The organism is Aquimarina callyspongiae (assembly GCF_034322225.1).
GTDB lineage: Bacteria > Bacteroidota > Bacteroidia > Flavobacteriales > Flavobacteriaceae > Aquimarina.
This window is the reverse complement of record NZ_JAXLPA010000005.1, coordinates 1-17,177: the sequence shown is the minus strand read 5'-3', so window position 1 is coordinate 17,177 and position 17,177 is coordinate 1. Positions and strand designations below refer to the sequence as shown.

Genomic DNA, 17,177 nt, shown 5'->3' with positions numbered 1-17,177 from the left:
TCTCATTTAAGATGATAATAGTATTGTTATAGTTTTTCGGTTAATATAGCAGTAATCGTCTTAATTCCGTCGATGTAATTGCCCAATCTAATATTTTCGTTAGGACTATGTTGGTTATTATCCTTGTTTACTGTTGGTACAATAACTGCCGGAATTTTTAAAGTATTTACGAATGGGGATATAGGTATAGAGCCGCCACCTGTTCTTATTTCAATTGGGGGAGCTCCAAAAGCTCTTTTCATTGCTTTTCTAAGCCATTGACCAATCTCAGTATCAAAATCAGTTCTAAAAGCATCATAAGCAATATTGTAATTGAAGCGTACGATCTTAGAATGTGTAAGTCGTTCACTTTCTGTAGGTATATTATCTATTATATGGTATCCTTTGCCAATAATATGTTGCTTTACAAGATTAACCATACGAGTTGCATCTGTTTCTTTTACTAATCTTATATTCATTTCGGCAATAGCACTAGCTGGTATAACTGTTCTTCTTTCTTTGCCTACCCAAGCGGATTTTAGGCCTAGAATTCCTAAGGAAGGATACTGTATCGATTCTTGATAGGTATTGGCAATATTATCAATTGTAGCAATTCCTAATTTCTTCCTGATAACATTTTCGTCATCTGGCACTTGCTTTAATATTTTTTTTACTTTTTCTGAAATTTCAATACCATCATACCATCCAGGTATTGCAACACTACCATCTTCATTCATCATAGAAGATAATAATTGAGAAAGTTTTAATGCTGGATTGGGAACATAATTACCATAATGACCACTATGTTGTGGTGCTCTTGGCCCAAAAACTTCGAGAGAAAGCGTCGTGATTCCTCTGGCTCCATAGGTTAACGTGGGTTGGTTAGAGCTGTGTCTGGGACCATCAAAAATTACCAGCATATCTGCAGCTAAATCTTTTTTATAATCAAGAACGGCTTTTGGTAACCTGGGAGAACCTAATTCTTCTTCAAAATCCAGAATAACTTTGATATTGTAATTAGGAGTATAATCTGCGTTATTGATTATATCCATAGCTTTTAAAAACATAAGTACTGGACCTTTGGCATCTGAAGCAGATCTAGCAAAAATTCGCCAATCGGGATTAATTGGTTCACTTTTTAATTTACTCAAAGGAAGTGTACTCCAGCTACCTTGTGTATCTTGCTCTTTTAGTGTTGCTTTATATGGATTTTTTTGATGCCATTTAGAAGTATCTACAGGTTGTCCGTCTACTTGAAGATATACAAGTATTGTTTTTTTTGCATTTTTATAATCTCTGCGTGCTAATAATAAAGGGATTTTTTCAGTGATTAATCGCTTTGTAGTATATCCTCTGTTTTTGAAAGCTTTTTCACTCCATAGGATGTTTTTTTCAATATCTTCTGGATAATGCGCGTCATTAGGAATGCTTAAAAGATCAATAAGTTCATCAAAAGAAGCTTTTGCGTGTGTGAGGGAAAGAGAATCCAAATGCTTGTCTTCAACTTGTTGTGCATAAGAAGAAAGAATAGTGCATAAAACTATTAGGGTATACCTTATCATAATTATATAATTTTAAAGTATCACACTTCTTTAAATATCATTAAATCGCAGAGATTTAAAAAGCCTCTGCGATTTAATAATCTATATAAAAAGTTTTTCAGATAATAAGTAAATCGGTCTATTTTATCTTTCCGTCATGAAATCCAGCTCTTTTCCAATTTCCATCTTCATTGACCCAGATATTAGTAACTCTATATTCATTCTCCTGAAGTTCTTCTTTATTAGTGCTTTCTACAGAAATTTTTGCGGTTACAATGGCTACATCATCATATAACTCTATTTTAGTCTGATTCATTTCATAAAAATGAATCTCTAGCTCTCCTGCTTCTATTTTTTTCTGTCTTCTCTGTAGGTATTTTAACCAGGTTTTTTTACTGAATGCTTTTTTAATACCATTAGTATGTCTATAATTATCGGTTATCATAGATTCTAATTTTGCTACATCAGAATCTTTAAACGCTTTATTGAACTCGTCTATAGTTTTTAAAAGGTTTGATTTAATTACAGTAGGATCTTCAACTTTTTTGGGTTGTTCTGTAGTGCAACTGCAAAGGGTTAAACCGAAGAGTAGAATAAATAATTTGATAGTATTTTTCATCATATATCTAGCTTTATTTTAGGTTCTTGTCCATTAAGATACTATTTTTTATCAATTCAAAACTTTTAACTTCTATTTTTCCTTGGGTTGGAATCATATTTTGCCATACCCAATTATAGTGTTGGATAACTTTTTCTGCCTTTAGGTGTGGCCTGTCTCCTGTTGTATGACCATCTTCAACAACGGTAATGTAATAATCTTTTGTCAAAGCAGATTGTATGGTAGATTCTACACAGAAATCTGTAGCACATCCTGTAATATATAATTCATTTATTTCTAAATTATCGAGAGTAGAAGCAAGGAAGGATTTATAAAAAACATCATTTGCATATTTGTTTATATATACATCTGATGATTTGGCTTCTAATTCATCTAATAGTTCCCATTCTGATGTGTTAGGAATAAATTCATTAGCGGTAGTGCCATCGTGTTGGATAAAAATGACAGAAAACTTATGATCACGAAATACTGTGGCTAGCGTATTAATTCTATTAACTACTCCTAGGGTATCAAACCTTGGTGTATCTGGAGTAAAAGAACCTTTTTGCATATCAATGACTAGAAGTGCTTTTTTATGTTTCATAAGTATCATTAAATCAAAAAATCCAACTACTTTAAGGTAATTGGATTTTAATATTTCTATAGAACTTTGTTTTCTTAGTTATTGAGCATTACTGGCATTACTAACATGGTAACGTGTTCTCCTTCATCTAATCCATCTACTGGTGTAAGAATACCGGCTCGGTTTGGTAAAGACATCTCTAATTGTACATCATCTGCACTTAGATTTCCTAACATTTCACTTAAGAATCGAGAGTTAAAACCAATTTGCATATCATCGCCTTGGTAGTCACAAGTTAAGCGTTCTTCTGCTTTATTAGAGTAATCAATATCTTCTGCAGATACGTTTAATTCTGCTCCTGCAATTTTTAATCTAATTTGATGTGTTGTTTTATTAGAGAAAATAGACACACGTTTTACAGAGTTTAAAAACTGAGTACGAGTAATTGTTAACTTATTAGGATTCTCTTTTGGAATAACCGCTTCATAATTAGGGTATTTTCCATCAATTAATCTACAAATCAATTGTGTCTCATCAAAAGAAAACTTAGCATTCGATTCGTTATATTCTATCTGTACATCACTATCACTTCCTGCAAGAATACCTTTAAGCAATGTTAATGGTTTTTTAGGCATTATAAACTCTGCAGATTGAGATGCTTTTACATCTGCTCTTGTATATTTAACCAATTTATGAGCATCAGTAGCTACAAAAGTTAAGCCTTCTGTAGAAAACTGAAAAAACACACCACTCATTACTGGTCTTAGATCATCATTACCTGTAGCAAAAATGGTTTTACTAACTGCTGTTGCCAGAATATCTCCCAGAAGATTAGTCGAACTCGGATCTTCTAACTCTACAGCTTTAGGGAATTCTTCTCCATCAGCATACGCTAATGCATATTTACCGTGATTAGAACTTATCTCTACTGTATTATTATCATTTGCAACAAAAGTCAAAGGTTGCTCAGGAAAAGTCTTTAACGTTTCTAATAATAATTTAGCTGGTACTGCAATCATTCCCTGATCAGAAGATTCTACTTCTAGCTTAGCAGACATAGTAGTTTCTAGATCTGATGCAGAAACATTCAGAGAATTATTATCTAGTTCGAATAAAAAATTATCTAAAATTGGTAAGGTATTGCTATTGCTTATTACACCACCCAATACCTGAAGTTGCTTTAATAAGTAAGAGCTTGATACTATAAATTTCATGTGTGATTCGTTATGTACAGTTTTACGCAAATATAATTGTAATCTGTCTGGATTTTGGTATTCAGAAAACTTTAGTTATTAACAAACCATAAGGAGTTATTGACTATATTGTGAAGTTCTTGTTTCTGTTTATGGATTTGATTTATCATCCATAAGTTTATCGGTATAATGAGCTTTGTGTTTGGGAGCAGAGAATCTTTTTTTATTATAATTTACTGATTCACCTTTTGGGATGGATAAACTTTTCCAATTATTACCAAGAATTATTTTTCCCATAAAAACAATTTGTCCGACGTGATAGGAGTAATGAGCCAGTTGACGGTTAATGGCTTCAGTAATGCTATGTTCGATATTACGGATATAAATAGGCTGATTAAAATTATCCTCATTAACACTTTCCAGAGCATCAAATAGGCATTGCCATCCTTCATTCCATTTGCTTAACAATTCATCTTTGGTTTGTATATCATTTTCAAACTCCGCATCTCGTTCACGCCATTTTTTTTCGCCATCAGAAGTTAGAAAATCTGTCCATCGGGATTTCATATTCCCCCATAAATGCTTAACGATAGTTCCGATACTATTGCTATCGTCATTATATTTCCAGAACAATTTATCGTCGGGTACTTGATCGATAGTTTTATCGCCTAATGATTTATAGTATTGAAATTGCTTAGTAATACCACTTAAGTATTCATTTGAATTCATAGTTTATGCTGTTTATGAAAATGAGCAACGATCTCTTTTAAATTTTAATTTTTGTCTAAAAAACGTTTTAGGTTTTGCTGAATAAAATATTCCCATCCTCCCTGACAACTTTCTCGACTGAATTCTGGAATATCTGCTGTAAAAGTCTCCAAACCAATATTTGTAACTCTTAGTAAGGTATGGTCTTTTTTATCAAATAATTCAAATACCACAAAAGCTTTACCTTCATATTCTTTGTAACTCCAGTCGTATACAATTTTCTTATTGTGTTCGACCTCAGTGATTTTCCATTGATGAAGGAAATCCCGATTACCTGAATTTACAGTAAATTGTGTTTCAAATCCAACCACAGGTTCAAAAGAAGGAATATTATCAAAAAACCATTGCCGCATTTGTGTTATGTCGGTAAGAGCATTCCATACTTCTTCTGCCGAGGCATCAAAAGATTGCTCAACTATAACAGAATTATTGTCTTGAGTCATTTTATAAGGTATAAAGGCTGTATAAACTTAATCCTTAAAATATACCTTTTAATCCTTAGAAATGCAATAGTTACTTTTTATACTTTATTTTTCGTATAAACGAAAATAAAAAGCCAAATAAACCTAGTATTAATAATGGTATTACAATATTAATCACTTGCCAAGAGGTTTTGCTGGCAACTACTTTTTTGGTATTTAAAAACGGAATATTGATTTCTTTGCCACGCACATCAATAAGTCCGGAGTCGTCTAAGAGATAATTTACAGTATTTAATAAAAACTCTTTATTACCATATTTTAAGTTGAGGTAGGGATCTAACCCTAATTCTATAGGGCGTCCTTTTCGGGTACTGTTTTTAATAACATCTCCATCAGCAATTACTACCATTTTAGATTCATTGCCAGTATCTTTATGATCAGTTTTAAAGGGTTTAATTCTGTTTTTGTATGCAGATCTAAAAGCTCCTTCTAATAATACAGCAAGGTTTTGAGAACCTTGTGTATAACTTGCTATATCTGGTTTTTCTCTAATGATATCCAAGCGTATGAGCTTAGGAACTCCTTCTGTTTTGGATTTATCAGAGCTGGTGAGTAATACGGTTTTTTTAATATCATTTTTTAAAGTATCAATTTGATTAGAAAACTCAAATCGTACTGCTTCTGTATTTTTTACAATTGGATGATTGTTAGTGCTTTTGGTTAACGATGCATAAAACCAGGGATACGGCGTAAATTGGGTGTCATCACCTTGCCCTGAAGCTAATACCAAAGGAGCAGAATATAGATCATTGACTAGTACGGGATTGATGCGTACACCATAAGAAAATAATGCATCTCCTAATCTTAAATCTCTAATAGTAGCTAGTGCTACCTGTTCTTGATTGAATAAGCTATCTACTTCCATAGCGATGGACTCTAGTAACCACAATGATTTACCACCATTCATCACATATTGATCCAGTACATATTTTTCTTTTTCTGAAAAAGCTTCGGTAGGTTTGGCATTGATAACCATATCAAACTTTTGTAAACCTTCCAGTGTTTTTTGAGGATTACTTGCTACAGAATCTAATGTATATGCACCTACAAAATAGTACTCTTGCAATGTTTTGATAAAATCAGCAATTTTTACATCAGGTAACTGTCCGTTTCCTTTTAATACTGCGATTTTATGCTTTTTAGGATGCAATAATTTCTTTAATCCATCAGCAAATGTATATTCTAATTGTTGAATCGAGTTGTTAACACGTTCTTCTGTAGTAGCACCTAATGTGTTTTTTACTAATGGAATTTTAATGCTTCGATTTTGATAATTCATAATCGCCCAAGGGATCACAACCTCTATTTCGGTTTTTCCACTTTCCTGAACACTTACTTCCATAGGTGTCAAACCAAACTTTTGTAATTCGTCCAGGGTTTCTTTTCTAAACTCTTCTTCCTTTAAAGGGTTTGTAAAAACATATTGTATGTTTGGGTTAATAGCATTAAACTCTTCTAGTAATTGCTTGGTCTCATTTTGCAATTTTCTGAATTCTGAAGGAAAATCACCTTCAAGTAAAACATCAATGGCAACAGTAACTTCGGTTTCTTTTATAAGGTTTTTTGTCGCTTCAGAAAGTGTAAAACGTTTGTCTTGTGTAAGATCAAAACGGTTGTATACAGAATTTCCGATCAGGTTTAAAACAATAATTGATAGTAAGACAATACCAATAAGTTTGGCTTTTTGTTTTTTGGTACCTTTTTTAAGGATAATTGTGGTAAGTGCAATAAATAAGATAATAATACCCAAAAAGTAGAGAATATCTCTAGTGTCAATAACTCCCTGGCTAATTCGTTCATAATGAAGCTGCATTCCTAATTGCTCCATAAAATAATCAGCGGACCCAAGAAGACCGTAATTAGCTAATCCGCTAAACCCAAAATAGAATACAAAACAAAGAAATAATGCTACCAAAAAAGCAACAATTTGATTATTGGTAATAGAAGATGCAAAAGTACCTATTGCGGTATATGCGGCGCTAAGTAATAACAATGCAATATATGATCCTACTGTACTTCCTACATCCAGGTTACCAATAGGATCACCTAGTTGATAGATAGCAATAATATAAAGAGTACTAGGTACAAGTGCTATGCAAATAAGAGAGAAACTACCCAGATATTTACCCAATACCAAACTTCTGTTTTTCATTGGTTTGGTAAGTAATAATTCGAGAGTACCTTGCTTTTTTTCTTCTGCCAGGCTACGCATAGTGATAGCAGGGATCAAAAATAGTAAAATCCAGGGCGCAATCTGAAAGAAAGGAGATAGATCTGCAAAACCACTATCCGGGATATTAAATTGACCTTTAAACACCCATAAAAACAGTCCGCTAAGTATTAAAAAAATAGCGATAACTAAATATCCAACTGCTGATGCAAAAAAGGTGTTTATTTCTTTTCGTATTACTGCTAGCATTCTTTTTTGTTATGAATTATAAATAATGAGCGATTCCAAATTTCAAAAAAATATTTGAATCTACTATTCAGCTCCCCAAATTTGTTCTACACTCCAGGCTTCTGGTTTTTGATTAAATTTATTTTTGGTATTTGCCCACACTCCTTTGAATAACGAAGAGTTTCGATAGTTATTGAGGTGTTCTTCAGATTCCCAGTGACTGTAGGTGAAAAATTGATTGGTATTGTGGATATCACGTATCAATTTAAGATGAGAACAACCTTCAAAACTTCGAATATTATGCTTATTAAGTTCAAAATTCTCTAAAAAAGCATCTATTTGCTCTGGTATGAACCCCATTTTTACAATTCTTATAATCATTTTTGTTAAAGTTTCAAAGTCACAAAATCTTGAAGTCGCAAAGCTACAAAGTTTTCGCGTTAGGGATAGCAGTGACATCCTTTTTTACGTCAGTTCGAGTGATCCCCTCTGGCGGATTGTATCGAGAACAAGTAAAAAAGATATAACGGATAGCCCGATCAAACGCCATAATTTTATTTAACATATACTGTCAAAGTATTCATTATTAGATTTGTTTAATAATCCAACCGATCTAACAATCCAACACTAATTCACTCAAATGTAATACTTACCGTATCTCTAAAATATAACCCAAAAAGACTTGAAGCACCACCTACGGTTTTTGGATTACTTTTATAGATAGCTAATTCAAGGTATCCAGATGAGTTAAACACTGCTAGTTTTTTACCATCTTCTTCACGTTTGCCTTTTTCGATATCAAAATTTATGGCATCACTATATCGATTATAAATACTCTCAAAAACAGCTGTACGAGCCATAATCTTAAATTTACGGCCTTTACCTACATCATCAAAAAGCTTTCTGGTGATATTAGTAATTAGATTACCATAATTATCAATATAAATAATGCTGCCTACAATTTGTTTATCTCCAACATTGACAATAGGAGTGATCCCTTTTATCATTTTGATGTCTTCGGTTGATTTACCGATTACTTCTAAGGTTCCACCTCTTGCAATGTGACAGGCTACGGCAACAAATACATCCAATACCGGAAAATTAGTATCAATAGCATTGTGAATATTGATTTCTACAATTTTCTCTGGTTTAAACTCTGAAGCAATTAAAGATATCAACCCATTGTTTGCACAAATAAAATAATGATCATCTAATAAAACGGCAATATGCTTGTTTTCTGGATGGAGTTCACTATCAATACCCACAATATGAATACTCCCTTTTGGGAAGCTTTTATAGGCATTTTGAATAATATAAGCAGCTTCGGTAATATGAAATGGTGAGATCTCATGCGAAATATCAACAACTCTGGCATCAGGTAGTTCTGTATAGATAGCCCCTTTAACAGCAGATACAAAGTGATCTTTGGTCCCGAAATCTGTAGTTAATGTGATTATTGGCATGTACAAGAATTGTTAATATCTTTTGACTGTAAGCTCTTAAAATTATGTAAATTTGCTTAGAAGTTATTCAAAGTTTTTGTTCTGGCAATAAACAGATGCGTAAAACTGTATTTTTTTGACATTCTGGATGATCGTAGATCTTACTTTTTGTAAAAACGTAACGTTTTATTATGCTAATATTTATTCCCCTAAATCAAAGTTATGAATAACCCTGATCCCGATGATTGTCGGGATTGGGACAAACTTAGTCAATCCTAAAAAGAAATCATACTAAAATTCGTATAGCTTTTGAATGAACTTATCATTGAATTAACAGAAATCAATCCGAGAGAATTTTTCGGACTTCAGAATAGTAATATCCAATTATTAAAAAAATACTTTCCTAAATTAAAAATAGTTGCCAGAGGTAGCAAAATGAAGGTCTATGGTGATGAAGAATTGCTCGAAGAGTTTGACATGCGCCTTAATATGCTTTTAGAACATTTTGGTAAGTATAATAAGCTGGATGAAAATGTCATCGAGCGTGTATTGACCAGCGAGAGCAAAGCAGATTATGAAACTTCTGAGGTGAGTGGAGAGATTCTGGTTCACGGAGTAGGAGGTAAGTTAATCAAAGCGCAGACGGCTAACCAACGTAAACTAGTAGAATCTTGTAATAAGAATGATATGGTTTTTGCGATCGGTCCTGCCGGAACCGGAAAAACATATACCGGAGTTGCCCTTGCAGTAAAAGCACTAAAAGAAAAACAGGTACGTCGTATTATCTTAACACGTCCTGCAGTAGAAGCTGGAGAAAACCTGGGATTCTTACCAGGAGATTTAAAAGAAAAATTAGATCCGTATATGCAACCGTTATATGATGCATTGCGCGATATGATTCCAGCAGAAAAACTGGATAGCTTTATAGAAAAAGGAGTAATACAAATTGCACCGATGGCATTTATGCGTGGTCGTACACTGGATAACGCTTTTGTAATTCTGGATGAAGCGCAGAATACTACCCATGCACAGATGAAAATGTTCTTAACCCGTATGGGTAAGAATGCCAAGTTTATCGTTACTGGTGATCCGGGACAGATAGATTTGCCGAGAAGAGTTACTTCTGGATTAAAAGAAGCTTTATTAGTTTTAAAAAATATCCAGGGTATCGGAATGATCTACCTGGATGATAAAGATGTGATTCGTCACAAACTGGTGAAAAAGGTAATTGCCGCTTATAAAGAAATTGAAAATAGAAATGGATAAATTCGTTTTGGGTTTTTAATCTCTGATGTTAAAAATCAGAATACCAAAAACCTAAAATCTGAAACTTTTTGAATGAACACAATAGTAGATACAAACTATAATTTTCCAGGTCAGGTATCTGTATACAAAGGAAAAGTAAGAGAAGTATATAATATCAATGATGAGGTATTGGTGATGATCGCTACCGATCGTTTATCAGCATTTGATGTGGTGATGCCCAAAGGAATTCCTTTTAAAGGGCAGATTCTTAACCAGATTGCTACAAAAATGATGAAAGCAACAGAAGATCTTGTACCTAACTGGTTGATTGCAACACCAGATCCCAATGTAGCTGTAGGTCATTTATGTGAGCCTTTTAAAGTAGAAATGGTGATTCGTGGATATATGTCTGGTCATGCAGCTCGTGAGTATAAAGCTGGTAAGCGTATGTTATGCGGTGTACCTATGCCAGAAGGAATGAAGGAGAATGATCGTTTTCCAGAGCCTATTATTACTCCGGCAACCAAAGCCGAAAAAGGAGATCACGATGAAGATATTTCTCGTGAGGATATATTAGCAAAAGGAATCGTTTCTGAAGAAGATTACCTGGTACTTGAAGATTATACCAGAAAATTATTTCAAAGAGGAACAGAGATTGCTGCAGAGCAAGGATTGATTCTCGTGGATACTAAATATGAATTTGGAAAAACCAAAGACGGTAAGATCGTACTGATTGATGAGATCCATACGCCGGATTCTTCTCGCTATTTTTATGCAGATGGGTATAATGAACGACAAGAAAAAGGAGAATCACAAAAGCAATTATCCAAAGAGTTTGTACGTCAGTGGTTGATCAATAATGGTTTTCAAGGATTAGAAGGACAGCAGATTCCAGAGATGACAGATGAATATATTACTTCGGTTTCTGATCGATATATCGAATTATATGAAAACATCACAGGTTCATCGTTTGAAAAAGCAAATGTCTCTGATATTCAGAAAAGGATAGAGGATCATGTACTAGCTTACCTTTCTTAAGTAAGAATTGTATTTTTTTTAGCTAAAAAAAACTTAAAAGTCTCATCTTTTGGTTTTTAGAGGCTTAAAATCCATAAGATTTTATAGTTTTGCACCCATGATTGCGCCATTTTTACCCCAAAACGAAAAAGAAAGACAGGCAGCGGTTGAAAAGTATCAATTGCTGGACACATTGCCAGAAGAGAGCTATGATAACATTACATCATTAATGTCATACATTTGTGATGCACCTATCTCATTAATTACACTACTGGACAAAGACCGAAATTTTTTAAAATCACATCACGGTATTCCGTTTAATGAATCTCCCAGAGAGATTTCTTTTTGCGGTCATGCCATTAATGGTGATGATGCTATTACCATTATCAAAGATGCCAGAGAAGACGAACGCTTTATTGGTAACCCTTTGGTAACAGAACATCAAGCTATTTTTTATGCAGGAGCTCCTTTAATTGACTCAGATGGGTATAAGTTAGGAACGTTATGCGTTTATGATAATAAACCTAGACAATTAACAGATAAGCAAAAAGAAGCCTTATTATCGATGTCAAAACAGGTAGTAAATCTTTTTGAACAACGATACCAAAACCTGAAGTTGGAAAAACTAGGAGATAAGCTAAAAAAGAGAAACGAGGATTTGCAAAAATTTGCAAGTGTAGTTTCTCACGATCTTAAATCTCCATTAGCCAATATTATATCACTTACAGAATTACTCGAAGATGATATTAAGGATTCTATTACCGATGAATCATTACAGTATTTACAATACCTGAAAACATCTTCATATTCATTAAAAGAATATATTGATGGGATTCTTAAGTTTTATAAAAGCGAAGATTCTCTGAAGCAGGAAAAGGTGATCGTGTATTTTGACTCGTTGATTAAAGAGTTAGAAGTAATGACCAATACAGAGCGAAATGTTATATTTCGCAATAGTACAGCGGTGGGAGAGTTTATCACCAATCGATCTGCATTGATGCAAATATTGATCAATCTGGTTACTAATGCTATAAAATACAATTCAAAACCTGAAGTATTAATAGATATTACCTTGAATGATCAGGATGTTTATTATGAATTTATTGTAAAAGATAATGGCGACGGAATCCCAAAACCTTATCTGGATAAAGTTTTTGATCTCTTTACTGTGGTAGGAGTCGAAGACCGAGACGGAAACCTGGGAACTGGTATTGGATTGGCGGTAGTTAAGAAAATCGTAGATAGCCTTGGTGGAAAAATAAGTGTTTCCTCAGTACTAGGTGAGGGGAGTACCTTTACTTTTACGGTAGCAAAGTTTTTGGTTGCTAAATAAAGATTCATTAAAAAAATATAAAAGAGCTGTCTAATAAAGTTATTAAAACCAAAAATTGTCAGTCTGAGCCTGTCGAAGACATTTTGAAAGCAACAAATTAAAAACTTCGACAGGCTCAGTTTGACAACCAAAAGCTACCTTTTTAAACAGCCTCTTACGGTTTAGATAATTTTTGAGGGTCACTAGTATGGAGAATTAGGGGATATATTCATATTCCTTTAATTTTTCTAACTCCTTTGCAATCTTTGATTGCCATTCTAGTTGCTTTTTATAACTCAATAATACTTCATCATCATAGGTGTTTTGATATTCACCACATGCAGTAATCAAAGCGTTCACTTTATTCATATATGTTTTAATAGTAAGAACTCTCTTTTTTTGTAGATTGGTAAAAACTTGTCTTACTTTTCGGATGTATAATTCTGCAATATCAAAATGTATTTGTTCGTGCTCTAAAGTTTTATGATCATCAGTAATTGTCCAGGAGCGATACTTTTCGAAATAACAACTGATGGTAAGTTTTGGAGGTTTTCCCTGAGTTTGGGTATATCTTTTTTTAAAATAAATCGCGGTAGTTGCAATCTTATGCATTGAATACACGTCTTTAGGTTGTTGTTTTGCTCCTTTAAAATCATCCCAGGTTAACTTTCTGCTTTTTTGCCATAATATCAAGCTATCATTTTCTATAATAAGCTCTTGTGCTAAAGAACTAGTACTAATTAAAAATAATATGATGATTAAATAACGCATTACGAGTTATAGAGATTTATTAATTTCTAATATACCAAATGGTTTGAGTATTGAATTTATAATTTCTACTCAGTACAGCAAAATACAAAAAAAGACTGCCTTTTAAGACAGTCTCTTTATAATCCTTATAATTGTAAAGTATACTCTTACTCGCCACTAGCCAAGAGGCTAGCGGTAGCAGGGGATACCTTAAAACCTTCTTTTGATAAACGGATGATAGAACGCTTGCAAGACTTTGAACTATTAAGTGAAGTAGATAAAAGTCATTTATTTGCCTTACTTGATGCATTCTTACGAGATGCTAAAGCTAAAAAAGCGTACTCATAAAAAAACCAGCTACATCATTAAAATGTAACTGGTTCTTATTTTTACTGACCACACGGATTATCCGAGTTATCTGGTTATTTTTGTTTTATCCTTGGGTATTTATATGAAAGAAAATTGTGCTTCTCTCTTTTTCCTCCAAAACCTCTGTCTGTAATATATCGAGCTTGAATATTCTCTTCAATTTGAAAAAACCATACGAAAGGTTTTAATTTATCCTCGAATAAATAACCTAACAATATTATAGTATTCTCATTTAACCAAAAAGCATCTTCAATGACTTCTATTGAACCCGTAGTGATAAGTTCTGTTTTGCTATTATTACTATCATTGATGAAAACTTTAGTATCTACACCAGATTGAACAAAAATAAACTCTCCTTCTTCTTCAAATATTGTATTATAACTGTATAAATCTATTGACTTACCTTTATTTGAATGAATAAGTAGGGAGTCAAATGATTTTATTTTTAACTCAGATTTTTTATAGGAAAACCAATTTAATTTTAATCGCTTTTCAAATTCCTTTTCAAAATCATTTATAGAAAATGTACTATCTATATCTGTCCAAGAATTAATCCATAATTTGTTCTCTAATATTCTATTTTTAATAGAATCTGACAATTCAAATTCAAGGTTAATTTTTTTAGAAATCTGATTATTTATATCTCCACTAGTATTAATATTTCTTTTTATTTGATTACAACTAGTAAAAATAATTACGCAAAAGATAATTGGTAAAAAACTGTGTACATTCATAATAAAGTTCTTATACTATGTATTTATTTTTGATTGAGAGAACTATCTATAGCTGGTACTTTAGGTTCAGTTCCGCCAGTTATAAAACTAAATATTCCCTTTGCTATGTCTCTACCTATCTCGTGGGCTTGAGTAGACATTTGATCTACGTCTCCTTGATTGGTAATAAAACCTACTTCGACAAGAACAGCAGGACCTGTAGAACTAAAACTATTTAGAACAGACAAACCATTTCTCACGTGTGTACCATCTCCTCTAAGAGACATTACACTTTGTTTTTCAGCAATATTTTCTGCTAAACTTTGGTTTTCTTCTGCATTTGTTCCATTATCCTTGAAAAGTACTGTAAAACCACTTGCATCTTCATTAGCTGCTGAATTTATGTGTATACTAACAAAAATATCAGAATCTTCGTCTTTAGCTTTATTAGTTCTAAATTTTAAAGAATTTCCTTCTACTACTAAATCTCCCTCTCTTATCATTACAGTATCTTCTCCAAAAGACTGAAGGTGAGAATTTACACTTTTTGATATATTCAATGCTAAATCTTTTTCTTGTTCTCCGTTTGCTACAGCTCCAGGATCCATTTGTGGATTATTATCACCATCTATACCATGTCCTGCATCAATAGCTACTTTTGTTTTATCTTCTTCTGGACAATCCCCTGTAGGACAAGGCATATTTCCATCAGGGTCTTGGAAAAAAATAGGGTTGTTAAATGCATAATTATAAGGAGAATGTCTGCGCATTACTTCTGCAAAAGGATCAATATTCATCCATCGTCCTAATGCAGCATTATAATTACGAGCTCCAAAATCAAGCCATTCTAAACCAACTTCACTATTCTCTTCTTTCCCTACAAACCCATAAGTATGCTTTCTACCTCTAACAGTAGAATTATACCCTTTATGTGTCAGTCCAAAAGGATAATAATTCTTTTCCTCCCGTATTTCCATTGCATTGTCACCATCCCCATCGATGTCAGTGTTATTTCTAAGAACATCAATTTTCCCATCATTGTCGCTATCTGCGTATGAGAGTCGTATGTTTCCTAAATGATCTTTGTATTGGTAGATATATTTATAACCGCTACCATCTGGTTCTATATATCCTTCTGGATGGTTAAAGAACTCAAGTGTATTATTTTTATAAATATAATTACCAGCATAATCCGTTGTTGTTACAGAACTTCCCTCTGTTGCTACTTTTCTAAGTTTAGCTCCAGTGGCATCGTAAATATAGGTAATATTCCCGTTAGTTGCTCCATTTGCAACGGTTACTTGTGTCGGTAGATTTAAATGGTTATAAGTGATATTGTTAATTCCTTTATTACGATCGATGGTCATATTACCATTGATATCATATTCGTAATCATTATTCGTATTGGTGCCATCTTTAAATCCATAAGGTCCTCCATTATCTGATACTTTATTGAGTTTGTTACCATTATCATATTCATAGGTTAATACATCCATATACCCAAAAGAAGTAGCATTTAAGTTAGCTTGCCCTTTTCTTACCAAGGATTCAATATTCCCATTTTTATCATAACCAATATCGGTTAAACTATACCGTTGATCTGGAGTGTTGTCTAATCCTTTAGTAATCCTATTTAAAGCATCATATTGATATCCATACGCTCTTTTGGTCAGATCATTGGCGGTCTTCCAGGTGGTTTCACTAATGTTACCATTGTATAACTTAGGAGCTCCTAATCCTTCTGTGGTAGTATTGTAATTGATCCCAAAAGCAAACAGATCATTGCCTATATTGTTCACATCATTAATACTTTGTAACCAACCACGTACATTATAGGTGTAATCTACCGTTTGCAACCCTGTTCCTGTGGTAGTTCCTCCTACATTTTTGGTGATCAATTGTCCTATTTCATCATAGGTATTGCTAACAATACGTTCTGTTGCCTGGGTACCTATCTGTTGCGACTGATCTAACAATCTACCCATGTGGTCATAGGTAAAGGTATCTACTGTTACAATTGGAGCATTACTATCCTTGGTATGCGTAGTTTTGGATGTTACTACTTTGCCTGCAAAATCCAATTGGGTTTCTACAATGTCTATTGTATTTAGATATTCATTGGTACTATGTATATATACCGGTCTTCCTTTTTGATCGTAGTAGGTTACTGTTGTAATCCAGAAGTTGGTACCCAATACTCGTACTTTAGATGCGGTAGCCAGTCCTTTAGCATTGGTAGCAATGGTTTGATTATAAACTGTTCCTGGATTGGCAACACTACCATCAAACGTATAATTATCATAATAATTGATAGTGTATATTTCATCAAAACTATTAGGGTATACACTTCCTTTGTTATAATATATTGTTGTACCGGCATATAGATTTGCTGTGGTTGTTTTATTGACATATTGAGAAACTGATGCATCAGCTTCTGCTTGTACAACACTTCTTTCTTTGGTGTTGTTTTTATCTACTCCTGTATACGCAACACGACCAAAAGCATCATAGCTAGTAAACAACCAGGCACTTTGTGCCTTTAAAAGTGCATCCTGAGTCATTACAGGTTGATCCAATTTATTATATACAATGTACTCCCATCCTTTACCTGGAATCTTCTTTTCTATCAATCGATTTCTGTGATCATATTTATATTGATAGCATAGCTCTGATAGTTCAGTTGTACTTACTCCATCTGTTGAACTCAGTGTTACTTTTGGAGGGATTACATAGGTCAGGTTCCCAAAATCATCATATACATAATAGGTATCGTGGGCTATATTCTCA

The 17,177-nt window shown here is 33.3% G+C and carries 15 protein-coding genes; 3 read left to right on the top strand and 12 right to left on the bottom strand.

The window, feature by feature from the left end; genetic code table 11:
* Nucleotides 1–26 precede the first annotated feature (26 nt).
* From U0D62_RS20025 to U0D62_RS19985, 9 genes are all read right to left on the bottom strand, one after another.
* Nucleotides 27–1,541 carry a M20/M25/M40 family metallo-hydrolase gene (locus U0D62_RS20025; protein WP_322289124.1) on the bottom strand — a complete coding sequence of 505 codons (1,515 nt, stop codon included), beginning with the start codon at nt 1,539–1,541 and terminating at the stop codon, nt 27–29.
* A 118-nt stretch (nt 1,542–1,659) separates the two neighbouring features.
* A complete protein-coding gene (locus U0D62_RS20020; RefSeq protein ID WP_322289123.1) occupies nt 1,660–2,139 on the bottom strand; it encodes a nuclear transport factor 2 family protein in 480 nt (159 codons plus the stop codon).
* A 13-nt stretch (nt 2,140–2,152) separates the two neighbouring features.
* The gene (locus U0D62_RS20015) at nt 2,153–2,722 is read right to left on the bottom strand and encodes an isochorismatase family protein (RefSeq protein WP_322289122.1); all 570 of its coding nucleotides are present in this window, start codon (nt 2,720–2,722) and stop codon (nt 2,153–2,155) included.
* Nucleotides 2,723–2,796: 74 nt separating this feature from the next.
* Nucleotides 2,797–3,915, bottom strand: coding sequence for a DNA polymerase III subunit beta (dnaN, locus tag U0D62_RS20010; protein WP_322289121.1), 1,119 nt, complete (start codon nt 3,913–3,915; stop codon nt 2,797–2,799).
* A 129-nt stretch (nt 3,916–4,044) separates the two neighbouring features.
* Complete coding sequence (locus U0D62_RS20005; RefSeq protein ID WP_322289120.1) at nt 4,045–4,623, bottom strand: DUF1572 family protein; 579 nt, start codon at nt 4,621–4,623, stop codon at nt 4,045–4,047.
* Between the two features lie 44 nt (nt 4,624–4,667).
* Complete coding sequence (locus U0D62_RS20000) at nt 4,668–5,105, bottom strand: SRPBCC family protein (protein WP_322289119.1); 438 nt, start codon at nt 5,103–5,105, stop codon at nt 4,668–4,670.
* A 70-nt stretch (nt 5,106–5,175) separates the two neighbouring features.
* The gene (gene gldG, locus U0D62_RS19995) at nt 5,176–7,563 is read right to left on the bottom strand and encodes a gliding motility-associated ABC transporter substrate-binding protein GldG (protein ID WP_322289118.1); all 2,388 of its coding nucleotides are present in this window, start codon (nt 7,561–7,563) and stop codon (nt 5,176–5,178) included.
* Between the two features lie 63 nt (nt 7,564–7,626).
* Nucleotides 7,627–7,923 carry a putative quinol monooxygenase gene (locus tag U0D62_RS19990; RefSeq protein ID WP_322289117.1) on the bottom strand — a complete coding sequence of 99 codons (297 nt, stop codon included), beginning with the start codon at nt 7,921–7,923 and terminating at the stop codon, nt 7,627–7,629.
* Between the two features lie 251 nt (nt 7,924–8,174).
* Entirely contained in the window at nt 8,175–9,005 is an 831-nt protein-coding gene (locus tag U0D62_RS19985) for an SAM hydrolase/SAM-dependent halogenase family protein (RefSeq protein ID WP_322289116.1), read from the bottom strand.
* A 288-nt stretch (nt 9,006–9,293) separates the two neighbouring features.
* On the opposite strand from U0D62_RS19985, the gene U0D62_RS19980 reads away from it, so the two are divergent.
* The 3 genes from U0D62_RS19980 to U0D62_RS19970 all read left to right on the top strand — a co-directional run bounded on the left by U0D62_RS19980 (nt 9,294) and on the right by U0D62_RS19970 (nt 12,579).
* The gene (locus U0D62_RS19980) at nt 9,294–10,250 is read left to right on the top strand and encodes a PhoH family protein (protein WP_322289115.1); all 957 of its coding nucleotides are present in this window, start codon (nt 9,294–9,296) and stop codon (nt 10,248–10,250) included.
* 72 nt (nt 10,251–10,322) lie between these two features.
* Nucleotides 10,323–11,267: a phosphoribosylaminoimidazolesuccinocarboxamide synthase gene (locus U0D62_RS19975; RefSeq protein WP_322289114.1), complete on the top strand. Its 945-nt coding sequence runs from the start codon at nt 10,323–10,325 to the stop codon at nt 11,265–11,267.
* A gap of 97 nt (nt 11,268–11,364) precedes the next feature.
* Nucleotides 11,365–12,579, top strand: coding sequence for a sensor histidine kinase (locus tag U0D62_RS19970; RefSeq protein ID WP_322289113.1), 1,215 nt, complete (start codon nt 11,365–11,367; stop codon nt 12,577–12,579).
* A 195-nt stretch (nt 12,580–12,774) separates the two neighbouring features.
* On the opposite strand, the gene U0D62_RS19965 is transcribed toward U0D62_RS19970, so the two are convergent.
* The 3 genes from U0D62_RS19965 to U0D62_RS19955 form a co-directional block, all read right to left on the bottom strand.
* Nucleotides 12,775–13,329: a hypothetical protein gene (locus U0D62_RS19965; RefSeq protein ID WP_322289112.1), complete on the bottom strand. Its 555-nt coding sequence runs from the start codon at nt 13,327–13,329 to the stop codon at nt 12,775–12,777.
* A gap of 401 nt (nt 13,330–13,730) precedes the next feature.
* The gene (locus U0D62_RS19960) at nt 13,731–14,411 is read right to left on the bottom strand and encodes a hypothetical protein (RefSeq protein WP_322289111.1); all 681 of its coding nucleotides are present in this window, start codon (nt 14,409–14,411) and stop codon (nt 13,731–13,733) included.
* A 23-nt stretch (nt 14,412–14,434) separates the two neighbouring features.
* On the bottom strand, nt 14,435–17,177 hold a 2,743-nt coding region (locus U0D62_RS19955), incomplete at its 5' end, for an N-acetylmuramoyl-L-alanine amidase (RefSeq protein ID WP_322289110.1).

What these genes read in the sequence shown, in the direction of transcription:
- U0D62_RS20025 (WP_322289124.1), bottom strand. Translation starts at nt 1,541, where the DNA reads ATGATAAGGTATACCCTAATAGTTTTATGCACTATTCTTTCTTCTTAT.
- U0D62_RS20020 (WP_322289123.1), bottom strand. Translation starts at nt 2,139, where the DNA reads ATGAAAAATACTATCAAATTATTTATTCTACTCTTCGGTTTAACCCTT.
- U0D62_RS20015 (WP_322289122.1), bottom strand. Translation starts at nt 2,722, where the DNA reads ATGAAACATAAAAAAGCACTTCTAGTCATTGATATGCAAAAAGGTTCT.
- dnaN (WP_322289121.1), bottom strand. Translation starts at nt 3,915, where the DNA reads ATGAAATTTATAGTATCAAGCTCTTACTTATTAAAGCAACTTCAGGTA.
- U0D62_RS20005 (WP_322289120.1), bottom strand. Translation starts at nt 4,623, where the DNA reads ATGAATTCAAATGAATACTTAAGTGGTATTACTAAGCAATTTCAATAC.
- U0D62_RS20000 (WP_322289119.1), bottom strand. Translation starts at nt 5,105, where the DNA reads ATGACTCAAGACAATAATTCTGTTATAGTTGAGCAATCTTTTGATGCC.
- gldG (WP_322289118.1), bottom strand. Translation starts at nt 7,563, where the DNA reads ATGCTAGCAGTAATACGAAAAGAAATAAACACCTTTTTTGCATCAGCA.
- U0D62_RS19990 (WP_322289117.1), bottom strand. Translation starts at nt 7,923, where the DNA reads ATGATTATAAGAATTGTAAAAATGGGGTTCATACCAGAGCAAATAGAT.
- U0D62_RS19985 (WP_322289116.1), bottom strand. Translation starts at nt 9,005, where the DNA reads ATGCCAATAATCACATTAACTACAGATTTCGGGACCAAAGATCACTTT.
- U0D62_RS19975 (WP_322289114.1), top strand. Translation starts at nt 10,323, where the DNA reads ATGAACACAATAGTAGATACAAACTATAATTTTCCAGGTCAGGTATCT.
- U0D62_RS19970 (WP_322289113.1), top strand. Translation starts at nt 11,365, where the DNA reads ATGATTGCGCCATTTTTACCCCAAAACGAAAAAGAAAGACAGGCAGCG.
- U0D62_RS19965 (WP_322289112.1), bottom strand. Translation starts at nt 13,329, where the DNA reads ATGCGTTATTTAATCATCATATTATTTTTAATTAGTACTAGTTCTTTA.
- U0D62_RS19960 (WP_322289111.1), bottom strand. Translation starts at nt 14,411, where the DNA reads ATGAATGTACACAGTTTTTTACCAATTATCTTTTGCGTAATTATTTTT.